We start from the raw sequence: 18,072 nt of genomic DNA on the forward strand, positions 1-18,072 counted from the left end.
TATAGATATGAATAGTTTATTTAATCGTTTTGCGTCCGGATTTCTTGAGCACCAGGAATCCAAGCGGCGGAAGGGTCAGCTCCAGGCTGTTCAGCTGGTTATGCCATTCCTTCTTCTCACTCTTGACAGGCTCATTATGAATACCAGAACCGCCATATTCGCGGGTCTCCGAGCTGAATATCTCTTCATAGGTCCCCGGACGCGGCACACCGATCCGGTAATTACGCCGTTCCACCGGCTGGAAATTGATAATGATCACCAAGGTATCCACAGGCCTCTTCCCTCTGCGGATATAGGAGGCAACACTCTGGCCGCTGTCATCGGCGTCAATCCATTGATAGCCCTCCATATCATGGTCGAGCTCCCACAGCGCTTTTTGCGTGAGATAGAGCTTATTCAGGGCAGCCGTGTAAGCGAGCATCCGGCGGTGGGCCTCATATTCCAGCAGCAGCCAGTCGAGCTGGTCCTGATCCTTCCATTCGATGAATTGACCAAACTCACCGCCCATGAACAGCAGCTTTTTGCCCGGATGACTAATCTGGTAACCGAGCAATGCCCGCAGACCGGCGAACTTCTGCTCATACGAGCCTGGCATTTTGTTCAGCAGCGACTTCTTGCCGTGCACCACTTCGTCATGGGACAAAGGCAGAGTATAGTTCTCGGCATAGGCATAGACGATCGGGAAGGTCAACAAATTATGATGGTAGGGCCGCGCCCCGAAATCATGTTCTATGTACCCAAGAGTGTCATTCATCCAGCCCATGTTCCATTTGTAATTAAAGCCGAGCCCCCCTTCATGAACAGGTGAGGTTACGCCAGGCCAGGCACTGGATTCTTCGGCCATCATCAGAGCTTTCGGATAATACCGGAAAATCGCCGTATTCAACTGCTGAATGAACGCGATCGCTTCCAGATTCTCAAGACCCCCGTGCATGTTCTTTGTGTACTGATGGTGCTGCTTCTCGAAATCAAGCCGCAGCATACTGGTTACGGCATCCACACGCATACCGTCAATATGATACATCTCAAACCAAAAAAGCGCATTAGAAATCAGGAACGATATGATCTCCGGTTTGCTGAAATCAAAGGATAGTGTGCCCCAGCCCGGCTTCTCGGCCAGCATTGGATCAGCGTATTCATACAGCGGCGAACCGTCAAACATTCTCAGTCCGTGGGCATCCTTGGCAAAATGGGCCGGAACCCAGTCGAGGATAACCCCAATGCCGGCTTGATGCAGCTGATCAATCAGGTACATCAGATCCTGCGGATCACCGAAGCGGCTGGTGGCCGCAAAATAACCGGTTCCCTGATACCCCCAGGACAAATCATACGGGTGCTCGGCAAGCGGCATAAACTCCACATGAGTGTAACTCATCTCCGTCAGATACGGGATCAGCAGGCTGCTCATCTCTCTATAAGTATAGAGTTCTCCATTATCCTTCTGGCGCCAGGTCCCAAAGTGCATTTCATAAATGTTCATAGGCGCATTGTACGGTGCTTTGCTCTTCCGGCGCCACGCGGCGTCGCCCCATTGGTAACCATCCAGATTCGCCACAACGGAAGCGGTGGCCGGACGTACCTCAGCTTTGAACGCGTAAGGATCAGCCTTGAGGAAGCTTGTTCCATCTGCACCATGAATCCTGTATTTGTAAAAAGTTCCCGGCTCTATACCCGGAAAAAAACGACTCCAAAATCCTGAATCGGGTATCTTATATAACGAGTCGGAGTCCAATGTTCCATCCCAGCCATTATGATCACCAGCCAGTCCTACATATGCCGCATGAGGAGCCCACACGGTAAAGCGAACGCCAGCTTGCCCTTCTTCCACGGCAATGTGCGCGCCAAGCATCGTATAGCTGCGATAATTCGTGCCCTCATGGAACAGATAAATATCTTCAGATGACGGGAGGTTTACTGTTTTTGGTATTTCGGCCAAATCATCACCACCTTAGTATATAGGATGCACCTATTACATTACCCCAATATGTGCCGTTTGAAAATGATTTTGCGGGCAAATTCAATGATTTCTGAATTAAGAAAATTATTGATGTAATTTTTCCTGATGCACAGCAATATAATTCACCTATGTCGTTTCAAGCGCTTGCCGGCAGGTTATATTACAAGCATTGACAAAAAAATGGGAGGGATAACAAATGAGTAAAAAAGATTGTATCGCCATGCTCCTGGCTGGCGGGGAAGGCCGCAGATTAGCCCCCTTGACCTCCAGTATGGCTAAGCCTGCAGTCCCTTTCGGAGGACAATATAGAATCATTGATTTTCCACTCAGCAATTGTGTAAATTCCAAGATCGACACTATTGGAGTTCTGACACAGTACGAAGCCGATTCCTTACATCATCATATTGGGGAAGGTGAGCCTTGGGGACTGCACAGCCGCAGCGATAAAGGCGTGAAGCTGCTTCCTTCAGGGGTTGAAGGCAGAGACACCTATTCAGGTACAGCCGATGCCATTTATAAGAACATAGAATACATTGACAGCCAGAATCCGGAGCATGTGCTTATCCTGTCTGCAGATCATATCTATCATATGGATTACCGTAAAATGCTGGATTACCATGTAGGCAAAGCAGCCAAAGCCACCATTTCGGTCATGGAAGTGCCTTGGGATGAAGCCAGCCGGTTCGGTGTGATGAACGTTAATGATGATCTCCAGATCTCTGAATTTGCCGAAAAGCCAAAGGTTCCGAAAAGCAACCTCGCCTCCATGGGTATTTATATGTTTGAATGGGAATATCTGAAAGGCTATTTGCTGCGGGATGCCGCTAATTCGGAATCCGGCCATGACTTCGGCAAGGATGTCATTCCGTCCATGCTGGATGCCAACGACCAATTGTTCGCATACCGCTTTGACGGGTATTGGAGAGATGTAGGTACGGTTGACAGCCTCTGGGAGGCACATATGGATCTGCTGCAGTCCGAGAATGGCTTCAAGCTCGACAACTCCCGCTGGCCGATGTACAGTCGGTCTTACCGTACGAAGCTGGCTGCCTATAAACCACGGGTTCAGGCACCGCCTGCAGATTGCCTGATGCACGAAACCTGCACCTTGGAAGGCAATCTCCAGCGTTCCGTTATCTTCGGCGGTGTAGAGATCGGCAAGCTAAGCAAGATCAAGCAGAGTGTAATTATGCCGGGTGTCCGCATCGGCCGCGGTGTTCTGATTGAGAATGCGATTATCGGGGAGGGAGCAGTCATCAAAGACGGCGCTGTGATTAAAGGCAGCGCGGACAACATCGTGGTTGTCGGCCCGCATGAGATCGTAGCAGCCAAGCCAATCATCCGTACCCAGCCTTCCCGTCTGCTTCAGGAGGTCTACGAGAAGACCGGCCGTCTGCGCGCGGAAGGGATGCCTTCATAATCTTACATCAGCCTTAAGGGCTGCTACATAAAAGGGATACAGCTACGGTCTATCCGACCTTCTGCTGTATCCCTTTTGTAGGTTCTTCCTATTCATTTGCCGGAGGGGCGGTTTGCCCTCCACTCCCTGTCCAATATGCCCATCTCGATGCAATCGGCATAGCGCCCGCCGAATGTAGCAGCCTCACGCGAAATCCCCTCCCGTGTAAATCCGGCTGTCTCGTAGGTTTTCTGTGCCGCCGTGTTGAAATCGAAAACTCCAAGGGATATCCGGTGGAGCCGCAACCCGTCGAAGCCGATACGCAGGACTTCACGAACCATCTGCAGTCCGATTCCCCGCCCTTGGCTCCCGGGGTCGACGACGACCCTGCTTATTCTGGCCGAACCGTTCTCACGGTCGATTCCGGATAAGCTTATATGTCCAACCGTTTGTCCGGTAGCTCTCAGCACCGCACAATAGACCAGCAAACCAGACTCTGCCGGATGATTGGCTCCGTCCAGATATCGCTCAAGCTGCCGGTCATCCAGAGGGTAGGACAACGATGGACCTGCCCACTTCTTCAAATACTCCGGCGAAACACTCCATTCCCTCATTAAAGCGTAATCAGCTTCCCCCATATACCGGAGAATTACGCTGCCCGGATCGCCGGTCTCCGCTTCATACTCATACAGGTTAACCAACCGGCCTGCTCCGACATCCCGGGTACCCATATAGTGAAATCCCAGGCTCTGATAGTAACGGTTAAGCTTAATATTATGGGCTACTGTATCCAGTCTGAGACCCGCACAACCCCGTTCCTCCGCTCTTCGTAACGCAAATCGGATCATCTGGCCGCCAAGTCCCATGCCGCGGTGGGATTTGGCTACAGCGAGCCGGTGCAGATAGGCATAGGATTCGTCATTGCGGTCTCCCCAGTACTGGATATCGCTGAACTGCAGAGTGAACATCCCGGCAAGAGCCGCTCCCTCCATGGCCAGATAAACCTCTCTGCTGCTCAAATAATCCTCCACATCGCGGATGCTGAATTGCCCCGGCGTCCACTGGTTGATTCCTTTGCTCTCCATCCAGCCTGCCGCTTCCCGGAGGAGCTTCAGAATATCCGCTGAATGTTCACGTCCGCCGCAGATCATCTCGAGCCTTTGTTCTGAAGAAGATTTCCCTGATTCCTGTGTATTCATGCCTTCTCCTCCTGCACATCATCAAGCGGCAAAATAACGGTAACCTGAGTACCCTTGCCAAGCTCGCTGTCCATTTCCAGCTTGCCGTTATGAAGCTCTACAATCTGCTGGGAGATCGCAAGGCCAAGGCCGGTTCCGCCGTTGAGCGCATCGACCTGGAAGAACCGGTCCCGCACTCTGGACAGATGCGCTTCGCTGATGCCGATCCCGCTATCCCTTACAATTACGGCCATCTCTGTATTCGACAGGCGTTCAGCGGACAGGACGATACTGGAATCCTCAGGCGAGAACTTCACAGCATTGTCGACCAGATTGAGGAACACCTGCTTCAGCCGGTTCGCATCGCCTCTTATATAGATAGTCTCTTCGCATTCCAGCAGCAGGTGAATCCGCTTCTTCTCGGCCTTGGCCCAGATATTCAGCAGCGTCTCCTGCAGCAGGACCTTGATATCCACCTGGGTAATCGACAGCTTCATTTCGTTCTGCTGCAGCTTGGAGAAGTCCAGAATCTCTTCCACCAGCCCGATCAGCCGGTCGCTCTCCTTGGAGATGATGCCCATACCCAGCTTGGTTTCCTCGGGATCGTAGCCGCCTGAGATGAGAGTCTCACTCCAGCCCTTGATGCTGGTCAGCGGTGTCCGCAGCTCATGGGAGATCGAAGAAATGAAATCATCCTTAATCTGATTACTGCGGACGATCTCATCCGCCATATAATTGAGCGTTGAAGCCAGTTCAGCGATTTCGTACCGGTAATCCCCCTTGATGCGGGTGGTGAACTTCCCCTTGGCCATCTGCGCCGACACAGCCGTGATATTGTTGAGCGGCCGCACAATGGAATTTGCGAGACCGAAGCTGAACAAGACCACGATCGACATAACCGCCGCCCCGATGCCAATGGAGAGCAGCGTCAGATTCAGCAGATCCTTGTTGACTCCCTCCATGGAGGTCAGGTAACGCAAGATGTAAGTTTCATGCGAGTTGATCTGCACCATCTTGGAGACGGCCATTACACTCTCATTCGTCCCGGCCTGCCGGCCCACCCAGCGCCCGACACTACCGCCCACAGCCTCGGGAACATCACTGGTGGTGATGGTCCGGTCCGGCTGAAATCCGGTGGAACTGGTAATGATATCTCCATTTAATGTCAGAACTTCTAGTTCGGTATACTCCAGATTGAAGAAGTCGAGCAGGTTCAGCAGCTGATTCGGCGATCGTTCCGCTGAGAATTCATATTTTACGAAAGTCTCCCCCGCACTGATATGAGTGGTGATTTTGCTGTAGATGCTGTCGTAATAATACGTCCGGATCGCCAGCAGAAAAATAGTCTCCACGAGGAGAAGCGCCACAAAGACTACAAGAATATAGTGCAGTACGATCTGTCTGCGCATCCCCTTCTTAATCATTGTACCTGACCTTTCCATTTGTAGCCGTGCCCCCACACCGTCTGCAGGAATTCTGGCTCTGACGGATTATTTTCGATTTTCTGGCGCAGGCGGCGTATGTTCACATCAACGATTTTGGGATCACCCATGTACTCCTTGCCCCACACATGATCGAGCAGGGAGTCGCGGCTGAGCGGCGTATTCTCCTTCTCAAGGAAGAATTGCACCAGCGAAAATTCAGTAGGCGTAAGCTCAATCGCTTCACCGCTCTTCTTGAACTGCTTCGAGATCAGATCCAGCGTAAACGGACCCGAGTGAAATGAGACTTTGGCCGACTGCTCACGGTGAACATTGACCCGGCGCAGCAGGGACTGGATACGGGCAATCAGCTCGGTTGGACTAAACGGCTTGCTGACATGATCATCTGCGCCCACAGACAGTGCATATACCTTATCCTGCTCCTGAACTTTGGCTGTCAGAAAAATAATGCCGAGCCGCTCGTTAGTTTCTCTAATGCGTCTGCAGACCTCAAAGCCGTCGATGCCGGGCACCATGACATCCAGCAGGGCAATATCAATATCCGGAACCGTTGTCAGCTTATGCAGAGCCTCATTGCCGTCAGCGGCTTCGAGCACTTCAAACCCGTTGCGTTTAAGATTGATCACAATAAAACTGCGGATGGATTCTTCATCCTCCAGAATCAGTACTTTACTCATCGATTCCCTTCCTCTCTATAGAAGATTTGACTCTTCCGTTCTCTCCCCCGATGGTGTTTTGCTCCAGTTCCCCGCGGTAGCCGATCATTTTGTCCAGATCACGCCCCAGAAGCTTCCAGCCGGAGTTCTTTACCCTATCCCACTCAGCCGGTGAGAAGAACGATACCTCAGCTACAGTCTCCCCGGTGTCGAGCATAATGAATTTAAGCGATTTATCCTGAACGGACTTGGTATCCACAGTGACATTCTCATGCCATTCCGGAGAAAAATTAATGGTAAACCGGTCCGAAGGATCATTATACAACTGAGTACTAAAGGTCAAGCCGTCTTTTCCGTCCCATTTGTAATAAGAATTGAAATACGGTATGGTCTCAGGGTCGAAATACTCCCACCCCGAGGGGGGCTCCAGCATTCCGATCTCAATAATTCCATCCAGGTCAATATCCTCACTGACAATCTTCCGGTCCTTGAAGGTCCGTACATCTCCCGGAATGGCTACGCGCAGCTTGTTATTCTCCATAACAACAATTGTTGTATAAGCAGAGCGCGAATCCACAGCAGAATCCAGAACTATACCTTCTTTGTTCTCCGCCACTTTTCCTGAGACAATATTGTAATAATTATCGAAATAGGGGTCCAGATTATCCAATTCGTCAAGCACCTTGAAGCTGTCATTATATTGATAGGTAGTTATTGTGGCGAATTCATTGCGTTTGAAATACACGACTGTAATGTCGGCAATCCCGTCCTCGTTCAAATCATCCAGTATATATTTGGTGTAAGGCTTCGTCAGAATTTCTTCCAGCTCTCCTCCGGAATAACTGTAGACCACCATGCCCTTTTCTTCCCCGCGCGAATAGCCGGTAACAATATCAAGCTTCCCGTCACCCGTCACATCCCTAAGATCAACCGAATCCAGCATCGTTCCGTCACCGTCAAAAACAAGCTTCTTGACCCAGGTGTCCTCATGCTTCTCCAGAATCATCCCGTGGATCACTACAGCTTCATTCTTCGTCTGGTAGAAGACAAGCGTCTCCATAATCCCGTCCTTGTCCAGATCCTCGGTAAAAATAGAACTGTCATCATCATTGGCCGGACGGATCAGCGTTGCATCAAGCGGCTTCAGTGAGGAATTAATCGCTGTCATCAGCGAAGCTTTGTCAGCGGACAGCTGCGGCACCTTCATCTGGGAAACAGGATCGCTGATGAAGGTACAGCCGGACATTACAAACAGGGACAAAGAGGCTGCTGTAAGCCTTCCGAGTAACCGTTTATTCAACTTCATCACTCTCTCCTTATTGCACGCCTTGCCGCTTCACAGATGCAGCCGCTCCTGTGAGGTCAGCCGGCGCCCCTTCACATCATGTTTGATTCTTCCGTCTTCCAGTACCCATAACCGGCTGGCGAAACGTTCCGCCAGTTCAATCGGCAGTACGGTAATCACAGTTAATCCGGTTTCCTTGCACAGCTTACGGAGCGTTTCAAGCACATTCTCCGCAGTCTTGGGGTCCAGACCGGTAACAGGTTCATCGGCAAGTATAACCTTAGCACCGTGAACCAATGCGCGGGCGATAGCCACACGCTGACGTTCACCGCCGCTGAGGTGGCTCGTCTTCATCTTTGCTTTGTCCAGCAGACCCAGCAGATCAAGCTGGTCCATCGCCCCCATATAATCATCAGAGCGGACCATTCCTGTAGCCATCCGCCACAGAGGTGTCTGTGAGGCTTGTCCGATCAGCACGTTCTTCAGTGCCGTACGGTTCGGATTCAGCTCCGCATTCTGCTCCAGATAGGCCCATTCGCGGCGGATTTTGCGTTTGCCGGCAAAAGGGCTCTTCATGATGTCCTTGCCGTCTACCCGGAAATTCCCTCTATCCCATTTCTCGCGCAGAGCCAGGCATTTCAGAAGTGTCGATTTTCCGCTTCCGCTGGCTCCCAGAATAACCACAAATTCACCCGGTTCTAATTGAAATCCGATATCCTGCAGAACTGGTGCTTTATCTTCCCCGACCGCTTTGGCCAAATGTTCAACTGTAATCATAGTTCAGCCTCTCCTGTCTTCAACTCTACTCTATAGTGTACTCTGAAAGCGGGATCAAATTCCATGCGAGCATTCGTTCTTATCTTACCTCAAATTATCTTCCGTGGCGAGAATAATAAGCCTGTCAGTCCGAAGAGAATATATAAACCACCCATTACTGCGAATACACTGCCACCCCAGCCGAATTGCAGCAGCAGCCCGCCGACACCGGGTCCGGCGATACTTCCAAGGCTATAATGGAAGGAAGACACAACATTCGCCGCCGGAAGCAGATGGCGCGGCAGGATATCTGCGGCATAGCTCAGGCCAAGGGAGAAGAAGGAGCCTACCAGGCCTCCGGCAATCATCAGGAGCAGCAGATTCAGCAGAAAATGCTCTCCGGCCAGCGGAAGCAGTGTGAAGGCAAGGCCTCCGCCTACTCCCGAAGCAATCAGGATGGCTCTGCGGCCATAGCGGTCGCTCCATATGCCAAGCGGCAGCTGCAGCAGCAGGCCGCCAATGCCGGCAAACGGCAGTAGCGTTGCGATCTGATCCGTACTGAAGCCGATCCGCAGTCCGTAGACAGGGAAGTTACTGTTCAGGCTCGCTTCCATATATCCGTACAGCAGTGCCGGGATCAGTGCGTACCAGGCCAGCCTGTAGCTTCGTCCGAACCGTCTGGCCTGACCTTCACTATGGTCTATCGGGTGCGGACGGGAATCCGGCAGTTTGACCGCAACGAGCAGCAGGACAAGCACGAACAGTCCGGCGGTAATCAGGAACGGCGCGGACGGGCCGAAGCGCAGCAGGATGATGCCCAGCGGTCCCAGGCTGAAGCCCAGTCCGTAGGACATTCCATACAGGGACAGATTGCGGCCGCGGTGCTCGGCGGGTGACATCAGCAGCACCCATAGCTGAGCGGCGTAGTTAATGGCTGAATCGCCTATGCCTACAAGCAGCCGGAGCACGAACCAGACCTTGACCCCGGGAAGCAGCGGGAACAGGAGCAGTGTCACCAGCACCAGACTGAGGCCTGCGGCAATGAGCTTCTTGAAGCCGATTGCGCCAAGTACCCGCTCTGCAATCAGGGTCATTGCGAAGGATCCTACGTATAGCGCTGCGGCATTTAATCCGTTCAGTGAGGAGGATACACCCTTTTGCTCGAGCAGAATGGATAATACCGGCAGCAGCATCCCCTGGCTAAGTCCTGCCAATATAATTACGGTAATCAGAATCATATAATTCATTGTGCTGCTGTGCGCAAGCGGTATAGATTTGGAATCGGACACGAATAAATCCTCCTATGTAATTCAGCGGTGATCAAAACTGCCGTCAGAGCGGCAAACACCGAACATTATAGTGGACAACCCTCTTCAAAACAAGAGATAATATATAGAAGTGACGGATTTTCTGGAGGTGACCCGGCTTGATGAAGTATGAACTCGAAATTGATGTTTCACCCGTATATGAACTGCTGGACAGTTTTATGCTATATGTGACGAAGAAATGGATTTCCAATCTGGAGATCGGCACCGATTGGGTCCGGGATGTAGACGGCCGGTTCCCGCCTATGCAGCTGGCCGCGCTGAAGCAGGCTGCCGAATGGCCTTTTGACGACTATGATGTGCTCTATGCCTGGGCTTACAGCCGGGGGGAAGCTTCCAAAGTACTGCAGTTCCTGGATGAGCTTGAAGCCTCTACCGTTGAGGATTGCCTGTTGCGGACCGCCCCCTTCTTCCACAACTTCACACTTGAGGAATGTGCCCGGATCAAGAACGGCTATACCCCGCTGCTGCGGATGTGGTATGAGCATTATTTCCGTCATGTGGAACACACGATCCTGCCGCTCCTGATTGAAGACGCATCCGAGAAAAAAATGCTTGAGAGCAAAATGGACATGGTGCCGCTGATCGAATATGCCTCGGGCGGCGTAGTTATTGAAGATATTCCTGAGCTGAAGACCATTGTGCTGCTTCCTACGGTACATAACCGGCCGATTAATACTTATTGCTTCTATAAGAATCTGATGCTTGTACAATATCCGGTCGATGTACCCTCCGAGAATGAAGAGGAGCCGCCGACAGTGCTGCTCCGGTTAACCCAGGCCCTCTCCGACCCGACCCGGCTGAGACTGCTCCGCTTTGTGGCGGGTGAGCCCAAGACCCTGTGGGAGATGCAGTCCGAGCTGAACCAGTCGCGGGAGATGCTGATGCATCATCTGCTCAGTCTGCGGGTCGCCGGACTGCTGCGCGTACATCTGCGAGGTGAAGGCACTGAACGCTACAGCATACGGCCGGATGGCGCAGCTGAACTTCAGATGTTTCTGGAGTCTTATATTCGTATATAATAATTGTACATTTACAGCCGAGGCGTATTTACTTACACAACCAAGCGGATGCTTCCGGAGCAGGTTTTGTTCGAAGCGCACATCATAGAAGGATTCCTCACAAAACATTTAGGAGTGAGCAGTATGAAATATTTGACACAACAAGTAATCTTCGATCTGGACGACACCCTGGTGCACTGCAACAAATATTTTGACCTCATTCTAGGCCGGTATTTCGAGCTTATGTCGGACTGGTTCAGTGATTACGGACCGACCATGAGCGAGTTCCGCACCAAGCAGGTAGAAATCGATGTAGAAACAGTCAGCACCAGCGGACTGGCCAGCGATAATTTCCCGAAATCCCTGATTGCCACATACCGTTATTTCGCCGCCAAATTTAACCGCAAGACCGATCCGTTCGAGGAGCAGCAGCTGATGAAGCTCGGCCTGAGCGTATACGATCAGGAGGTTGAAGCCTACCCGGGTATGGTGGAAACCCTCGATACCTTGAAGCAGGATGGTCATTCCCTGTACCTCTACACTGGCGGAGATGATTCCATCCAGCAGCGCAAAATCGCCCAAATGAAGCTGGACGCCTACTTCGATGACCGGATCTACATCCGCCAGCATAAGAATGTGGAGGCGCTTGAGAATATCCTGACCACTTACAATTTCGACCGCAAAATAACCTGGATGATCGGCAACTCCCTGCGGACGGACGTGCTTCCCGCGCTGACTGCCGGCATTAACAGCATCTATCTGAAGCAACAGAATGAGTGGCTCTACAACCTGATTGAGCTTCAGCGTGAAATGCAGCAGTCGGTCATGACCATTTCAGCAATTCATGAGGTACCGCCGGTGATCCGTTCGGCTGCCCTGCGCAAGCATCACGGCTGACTGGTGTTACAAATGACATATGCAGCCTGCTGCGGGTATGATTATACTATTTGAGTAGATTTTCATCCCGCGCAGGAGGTAGGCAATGAACAAACCTATGAAATCTAAGAATTCCAAGAATTCCACGGGTAACAAACGTCTGCTCCCCATGTTGCTTGCAGTCATTGTGGTTCTTCTGGTGGTTTTACTGTTCTTCATCACTACAGGCAGCAAGTCATCCGGTTCAGCCGAACTCGAGGGCCTGCCCAATTACACAGATGTGAAGGGAACAATCGTTGTTGACGGGCTGAAATATGAGAAACAGCCTCATCTGGGCAAGGAAGATGCTAAGGTGAAGGTCATTGAGTTTGCCGATTTCAAATGTCCAGCCTGCAAAAAATGGACCGCAACCTATCTGGATACGTTCATCAAGGATTACGTGGATACCGGAATAGCACAGTTCTACTTCATGAACTTTGCCTTCATTGACCGGGACTCCTATCTTGCCGCCAGTGCAGGTGAAGCCATATACAAGCAGAGCAACGAGAAGTTCTGGGAATATGTCCATAAGCTCTATGCCAATCAGGGGGATGAGAGCAAGATCTGGGCTACGCAGAAGTTCATCCTGAAATTCGTTAAGGATAACATCGAAGGCATCGACTACGGACAGTTCGAGCAGGACGTCAAGAACCATACCTATATGTTCGATGTAAAAGAAGACTTCAAGATCGCCGGCGCTTACGGTGTAAACGGCACGCCCAAGTTCATGGTGAACGGTGTTCTGCTGCCTGACTCCTCTTATGAAGGCTTAAGCGCTGCGATTGACAGCGCACTGCAAGAAGCTAAGTAAATTCACAGCCTGTAAAAGCATATAAAAAGCGCCCCGGCCGGGAAAAACTGGCCGGGGCGCTTTTTTCATTTATGAATTATTCCACAGCCAGCTGTCCTGTATCCATGTTGGTCAGCACCAGCTTGCCTTCCAGCGGAGAGCCGTCTTCGGCAGCCAGCTTCAGCTTGCCGGTCTTGCCCTTCTCGATCAATGCTTTCACCTGGGCGTCGGTGAGCGTGCGGCCGTGATTTTCTTTCCAGATCACGAATTTGCAGCCTTCCTTGTAATGGGAGCAGCCGTAGCCCTTGCGGCCCATGAAGATCATCCCGCCGCAGCCGGGCCGCGGGCAGTTGCCGATTATCTTCGGCCCGGAATCATCTACTTTCGCGGCAGCCGGCTCACTGCGTTTTCTTGCCACAGCCGGTTTGTCGGCGGCTTTGCGGTCCGCAGCTTTGCGGGGCGCAGCTCCCGCACTGCGTCCTTTGGCTCCGGCGTTCAGCGAAGGGGTTTCGCCTTCGAAGGAGGTTTTGGCTGCACGGGACTGCACCCGGACCTTGTCCACGATCATGGAGGCGAAACGTTTGACGTTCTCCATGAACTGGCCGTCCGCGGCTGTGCCGCGGGCAATCTCATTCAGGCGGCGCTCCCACTGGCCGGTCATTTCCGGCGAAGTCAGCAGTTCGACGCCCGCACCGCGGATCAGCTCAATCGCCGTCCGCCCCTTTTGGGTGATGGCTATTTTTTTACCCTGCATCTCCACGTAGCCGACATTCTTCAGCCGCTCAATGGTTGCTGCCCGTGTCGCCGGAGTGCCGAGCCCCGAATCCTTCATGGCATCGCGGAGCTCCTCATCCTCAATCTGCTTGCCTGCGCTTTCCATCGCCTTCAGCAAAGTCCCTTCCGTGTAATGCTTCGGCGGCTGGGTATCCTTCTCCTTAACGATGGCGTCACTGCAGATCACCTCATCCGTTGTTGAGATCGAGAACGGCTCGTTCACCTCAACCTCCTCGTCCTCCTCATCCTCCTTGCCCTTGCCTTTGGCCGGTTTGGACTTGTCCTTCTTCTGGTCTCCGTAAATCACCTTCCAGCCCAGGCTGAGCAGCTCCTTGACGGTGGTTTTGAACTTCTCATTCTCCACCTCGGTGATTACGGTATGCACCTTGTATTCAGCAGCCGGATAGAACTGGGAGAGGAACCGGCGGACGATCAGGTCGTACAGCTTGGCCTCATCCGCGCTCAGTCCGTTCGCCTTGCGGTTCGTCGGCAGAATGGCATGGTGATCCTCAACCTTGGACGGGTTACAGATAAACTTATTGCCTTTATGGACCAGGTTGCGGTTGGCACCCTTCACCCATTCATCGTACTGTGTACCCTGCAGTGCCGACAGCGTCTTGTGCATCTCCGGGATATTCTGCTCCGTCACGTAGTTGGAGTTGGTACGCGGATAGGATATCACTTTATGCTTTTCATAGAGCGCCTGGGCAATATCCAGCGTTTTTTTGGCCGAAAATGCATATTTCCCGTTCGCCTCACGCTGCAGCAGCGTCAAATCATACAGCTTGTTCGGATATTCCTTGGTTTCCTTAACCTCATACGATTCAATTCTGGCAGGCTTGCCCTTGACTTTGGCTGCGAGAGCTTCTGCCTTGGCGCCGTCAGTAAGCCGGTCCCCCTGCCACATTCCCTTGTAGTTCAGTTCATTCTGGCTGAAATGCCCCTCCACCTCAAAAAACTTCAATGAGGAGAACGCCTCAATCGTCTTCTGGCGGTCATAAATCAGCGCAAGCACGGGGGTCTGCACCCGTCCTACGGACAGCAGCACATTGTGCTTGGTCGTAAATGCCCGCGAGCCGTTCATCCCGATCAGCCAATCCGCTTCACTGCGTGCCCTTGCCGCTTTGGTCAGGTTCTCGTATTCCGAGCCGTCCTTCAGCTCCTGGAACCCTTTGCGGATCGTTTCCGGTGTCAGGTCAGAAATCCACAGCCGCTTGACCGGCTGGCTGAGCTCCAGATGGCGCTGGATTAACGAGAAAATATGCTGCCCTTCGCGCCCGGCATCACAGGAATTGACCAGCAGATCACTTCGCTTCGCCAGTTCTCCGATCACCTTCAGCTGATCCAGCGTCCGCGCATTCGGCACCAGCTTGAACTGCTCCGGAATGATCGGCAGATCATTAATGTTCCACTTTTTATATTTGTTGTCGTAAGCTTCCGGCTCCGCCAGGCCAATCAGATGCCCGATCGCCCAGGTGATAATGTACTGCTCCCCTTCCAGATAGGAACGGTAATTTTTGGCCTTCGGTTCTATTGCGGCGGCGATATTCCGCCCCATGTCCGGTTTTTCCGCAATAATGAGTGTCTTCAAAAATAATCGCTCCTTACCCATGGTTCTTCCAAAATACGTCCAGTAGTCTATTATACCATTACTTCACCACTTTTTAACGTATTGACTTGAAGACTGAGTTCAGACCCGCGGAATTAGCGGTTATAGCTCACAGGTTGAGTCGCAGTTCAATAAATATTTTCTCATTCCAATAGATACATCTAAATATGTCATTTCGCACTATTTATTCGCGATATATAATTCAGTTACATAAATTCAGCAAAACCTGCAGCCGATGCGGATCTTAAGGGTGAACTCATTGCGAATAAAAACATTTCAAGAAAATCATATGTAGGATTTGGCGGATGGTTAGTGCTGTTTGCTGCTAGCTTGTTCGTACAATTTATCAGACTTCTATTAAGTACCCTTGATAACTACTCCATTATCATTTCTGACGAATTCAAACTAATCACCGATCCAGACAGTGAATATTATAATTCATCCTTGTATCCGTCATTAATTGTTGATACCATCCTAAGTTTGTTCATCTGTATTATGATTATATTCATTATCTATTTTTGTATAAGGCATAGTATATGGTTCAAAAAGTTATCTGTAATTTACATAATCAGCTCTTTCATTATTCAATGCTTAACACTTTTTTGGCTGCTGGGTATTCATTTTATGCCGGAGGAATTCTATGAAGAAATAAATATATATCAGGGAGTTATATCTTCATTGGCTTATATGCTGATCTGGTTGCCTTACTTACTCATATCTAAAAGAGTGAAAAACACATATACGTAAAAGACGCAGTTTTTGTTATGGGTAATCAAACGGAGTTATTCAAAATGTTGTACGTTGTGCAGCTTTGATTCGTAAATACCCAGCCGTGCTGGTGGATTGTTGTACAAAATACAAGAATTGTTCCGATTAGCCACATAATGGCGGAGAATTGCTGCATTCCATACAACATTTTAAATTTACGCCATTTTAATGAGAGGAATGTTGTATTTCGTGCAGGATTTTATATTAAAGGATACCGATAAAGAATATTTCTTTGAAAATGCCCATCCGCTTGTGGAAGAACTGCCTGCTGCGTTTCGGAGTATAGAGGTAGTTGTTTATATTGGATAGATACAGCAGGCCGATTAGGTTCCATTGAAACCTTAATCGGCGTTTGTACCATGTCCCGCTCATGAAACCTTAGATCCGACTCACCCGCGCCACAGCCTCACTGATATCAATCACTTCTTTGGTCCCGGCTCGGCGGTCCATATATTCGACTTTCTGCTCTGCTGCCCCCTTGCCCACGACCAGAGCAACCGGAATACCGATCAGCCCGGAATCCTTAAACTTGACCCCGGCCCGCTCATCCCGGTCATCCAGCAGCGTCTCAATGCCGTTGGCGGTGAGCTGTGCGTACAAGGCTTCAGCAACCTCACGCTGCCCCTCATCCTTCACGGACATCAGCAGAATATGAACCGTATAAGGAGCAATGGCCGCCGGCCAGATCAGCCCCTGGTCATCGTGATTCTGCTCTGCGACTGATGACAGGAGCCGCGAAATGCCGATACCATAGCAGCCCATCACCATAGGCTGGCTCCGCCCGGCCGTATCTAAGAAGGTCGCACCAAGCTTCTCACTATAGACTGTGCCGAGCTTGAAGACATGCCCTACCTCAATCCCCTGATGAAACACCAGCTTCCCTTCGCCACACTCCGGACAGATATCACCTGCAGCAGCGTTGCGGAAATCCCCAACATGCGCAAGCGTGAAATCGCGGCCAGGTACTACGCCACGCAGATGGTAATCTTTTTCCCCGGCACCCGTGACCGCCTCTGTCATGCCGGCAACGGCTGCGTCAACCAGGATGGTTAAAGACAATCCGGCCGGACCGACAAAGCCGCTCTCAACTCCGGCCGCCGCCTGCACACTATCATACTCAGCCAATGCGATTTCACCGCAGCCCAGATACTTCTCCACCTTCAGTTCATTGACCTCATGATCTCCCCGCACCAGCACGGCAAAGGACCGGCCGCCGCCGGTGTAGATCAGTGTCTTGATAATATCCTGCGGTTTAATCCGGCTCTCCTGCTCCAGCTGCTGGATCGTCTTCTGATTAGGCGTGTGGAACTTTACAGGAACAGGAATGCCGCTGTAATCCCGCTCCTCGAATGCGGCTCCCCCGCGTACTTCAGCCTGCTCCAGATTTGCGGCATAATCGCAGATGGAGCAGACCGCAACCGTATCCTCTCCAATCTCTGACAGAGCCATAAATTCGTGATTCTGGCCTTTTCCGCCGATAGCCCCGGCATTGGCCTGCACTGCCCGGTAGGTCAGACCGCAGCGGTTAAATATCCGCCCGTAGGCATTGTACATCTGCTCATAGTTCATATCGAGACCTTCCCAGCCTGTGTCAAAAGAGTAGGCATCCTTCATGAGGAACTCCCTGCCCCGCAGCAGCCCTGAACGCGGACGTCGTTCATCGCGGAACTTCGTCTGAATCTGATACACCGTGAGGGGAAGGCGCCGGTAGGAGTTAATTTCATCCCTTACAAGTGCTGTCACTACCTCTTCATGGGTAGGTCCAAGCACAAATTCCCGTTCATGACGGTCCTGCAGCTTCATAAGCTCCTTACCGTACACGTCATATCGGTCCGATTCTTTCCAGAGCTCTGCGGGCTGCAGAGAAGGCATAAGCAGCTCTTGTGCTCCAGAGGCATCCATCTCTTCCCTGACAATGTTCTCAATCTTGCGGAGTACCCTCCGCCCCAGCGGCATATATGTATACACTCCTGCCGCCAGCTGGCGGATGTATCCGGCGCGCAGCAGCAGCTGGTGGCTCATCGTTTCCGCTTCAGCAGGGGCTTCGCGGAGAGTTGTGACGAATAGATTGGTTTGGCGCATAGTGATCAGCCTCTTTCTTTCGATAAATATTTTTAGTGCCCAGCTTAATAACTCCAAAAGGACGCAAAAAAGACGCATCCGTCAGGGACGAATGCGTCGTGTTACCACCCTGGTTCAACCGCCATACAGAGCCTG

Annotated in this window: 13 protein-coding genes; 4 read left to right on the forward strand and 9 right to left on the reverse strand. The window is 51.4% G+C overall.

Features of this window, described 5'->3' with window-relative positions; all coding sequences use genetic code 11:
* Positions 1-16: 16 nt before the first annotated feature.
* Positions 17-1,936, reverse strand: coding sequence for a 1,4-alpha-glucan branching protein GlgB (gene glgB, locus NSU01_RS19005; RefSeq protein WP_042137811.1), 1,920 nt, complete (start codon positions 1,934-1,936; stop codon positions 17-19).
* 217 nt (positions 1,937-2,153) lie between these two features.
* Between glgB and NSU01_RS19010 the strand changes: the two genes are divergently transcribed.
* Positions 2,154-3,377, forward strand: a complete 1,224-nt coding sequence (locus tag NSU01_RS19010) for a glucose-1-phosphate adenylyltransferase (RefSeq protein ID WP_042137813.1) — start codon at positions 2,154-2,156, stop codon at positions 3,375-3,377.
* A gap of 92 nt (positions 3,378-3,469) precedes the next feature.
* Here NSU01_RS19010 and NSU01_RS19015 read toward each other — a convergent pair whose 3' ends face one another.
* From NSU01_RS19015 to NSU01_RS19040, 6 genes are all read right to left on the reverse strand, one after another.
* Positions 3,470-4,555, reverse strand: coding sequence for a GNAT family N-acetyltransferase (locus NSU01_RS19015; protein ID WP_083705292.1), 1,086 nt, complete (start codon positions 4,553-4,555; stop codon positions 3,470-3,472).
* Positions 4,552-5,958 (reverse strand): HAMP domain-containing sensor histidine kinase, encoded by a 1,407-nt coding sequence (locus NSU01_RS19020; protein WP_076243024.1) that lies wholly within the window; start codon positions 5,956-5,958, stop codon positions 4,552-4,554. The genes NSU01_RS19015 and NSU01_RS19020 overlap by 4 nt, the downstream gene beginning before the upstream one ends.
* Positions 5,955-6,653, reverse strand: a complete 699-nt coding sequence (locus tag NSU01_RS19025; RefSeq protein WP_039299112.1) for a response regulator transcription factor — start codon at positions 6,651-6,653, stop codon at positions 5,955-5,957. Before NSU01_RS19025 ends, NSU01_RS19020 begins: the two co-directional genes overlap by 4 nt.
* Positions 6,646-7,938, reverse strand: coding sequence for a hypothetical protein (locus tag NSU01_RS19030; protein WP_076243023.1), 1,293 nt, complete (start codon positions 7,936-7,938; stop codon positions 6,646-6,648). Before NSU01_RS19030 ends, NSU01_RS19025 begins: the two co-directional genes overlap by 8 nt.
* A gap of 30 nt (positions 7,939-7,968) precedes the next feature.
* On the reverse strand, positions 7,969-8,694 hold the full coding sequence (locus tag NSU01_RS19035; RefSeq protein ID WP_042137817.1) for an ATP-binding cassette domain-containing protein: 726 nt from the start codon (positions 8,692-8,694) through the stop codon (positions 7,969-7,971).
* Positions 8,695-8,783: 89 nt separating this feature from the next.
* Positions 8,784-9,920 (reverse strand): MFS transporter, encoded by a 1,137-nt coding sequence (locus tag NSU01_RS19040; RefSeq protein WP_042141254.1) that lies wholly within the window; start codon positions 9,918-9,920, stop codon positions 8,784-8,786.
* A gap of 182 nt (positions 9,921-10,102) precedes the next feature.
* On the opposite strand from NSU01_RS19040, the gene NSU01_RS19045 reads away from it, so the two are divergent.
* From NSU01_RS19045 to NSU01_RS19055, 3 genes are all read left to right on the forward strand, one after another.
* A complete protein-coding gene (locus NSU01_RS19045; protein WP_042137818.1) occupies positions 10,103-11,020 on the forward strand; it encodes a helix-turn-helix domain-containing protein in 918 nt (305 codons plus the stop codon).
* Between the two features lie 123 nt (positions 11,021-11,143).
* On the forward strand, positions 11,144-11,896 hold the full coding sequence (locus tag NSU01_RS19050) for an HAD family hydrolase (protein WP_042137820.1): 753 nt from the start codon (positions 11,144-11,146) through the stop codon (positions 11,894-11,896).
* 85 nt (positions 11,897-11,981) lie between these two features.
* Positions 11,982-12,725, forward strand: coding sequence for a DsbA family protein (locus NSU01_RS19055; RefSeq protein WP_042137822.1), 744 nt, complete (start codon positions 11,982-11,984; stop codon positions 12,723-12,725).
* Between the two features lie 76 nt (positions 12,726-12,801).
* Here NSU01_RS19055 and NSU01_RS19060 read toward each other — a convergent pair whose 3' ends face one another.
* Together NSU01_RS19060 and NSU01_RS19065 are read right to left on the reverse strand one after the other, a co-directional pair.
* On the reverse strand, positions 12,802-15,069 hold the full coding sequence (locus NSU01_RS19060) for a type IA DNA topoisomerase (RefSeq protein WP_076243022.1): 2,268 nt from the start codon (positions 15,067-15,069) through the stop codon (positions 12,802-12,804).
* A gap of 1,164 nt (positions 15,070-16,233) precedes the next feature.
* Entirely contained in the window at positions 16,234-17,937 is a 1,704-nt protein-coding gene (locus NSU01_RS19065) for a proline--tRNA ligase (protein ID WP_076243020.1), read from the reverse strand.
* Positions 17,938-18,072 lie beyond the last annotated feature (135 nt).

It is taken from the genome of Paenibacillus sp. FSL H8-0259 (assembly GCF_037963255.1).
Taxonomy (GTDB): Bacteria; Bacillota; Bacilli; order Paenibacillales; family Paenibacillaceae; genus Paenibacillus_AQ; species Paenibacillus_AQ phytohabitans.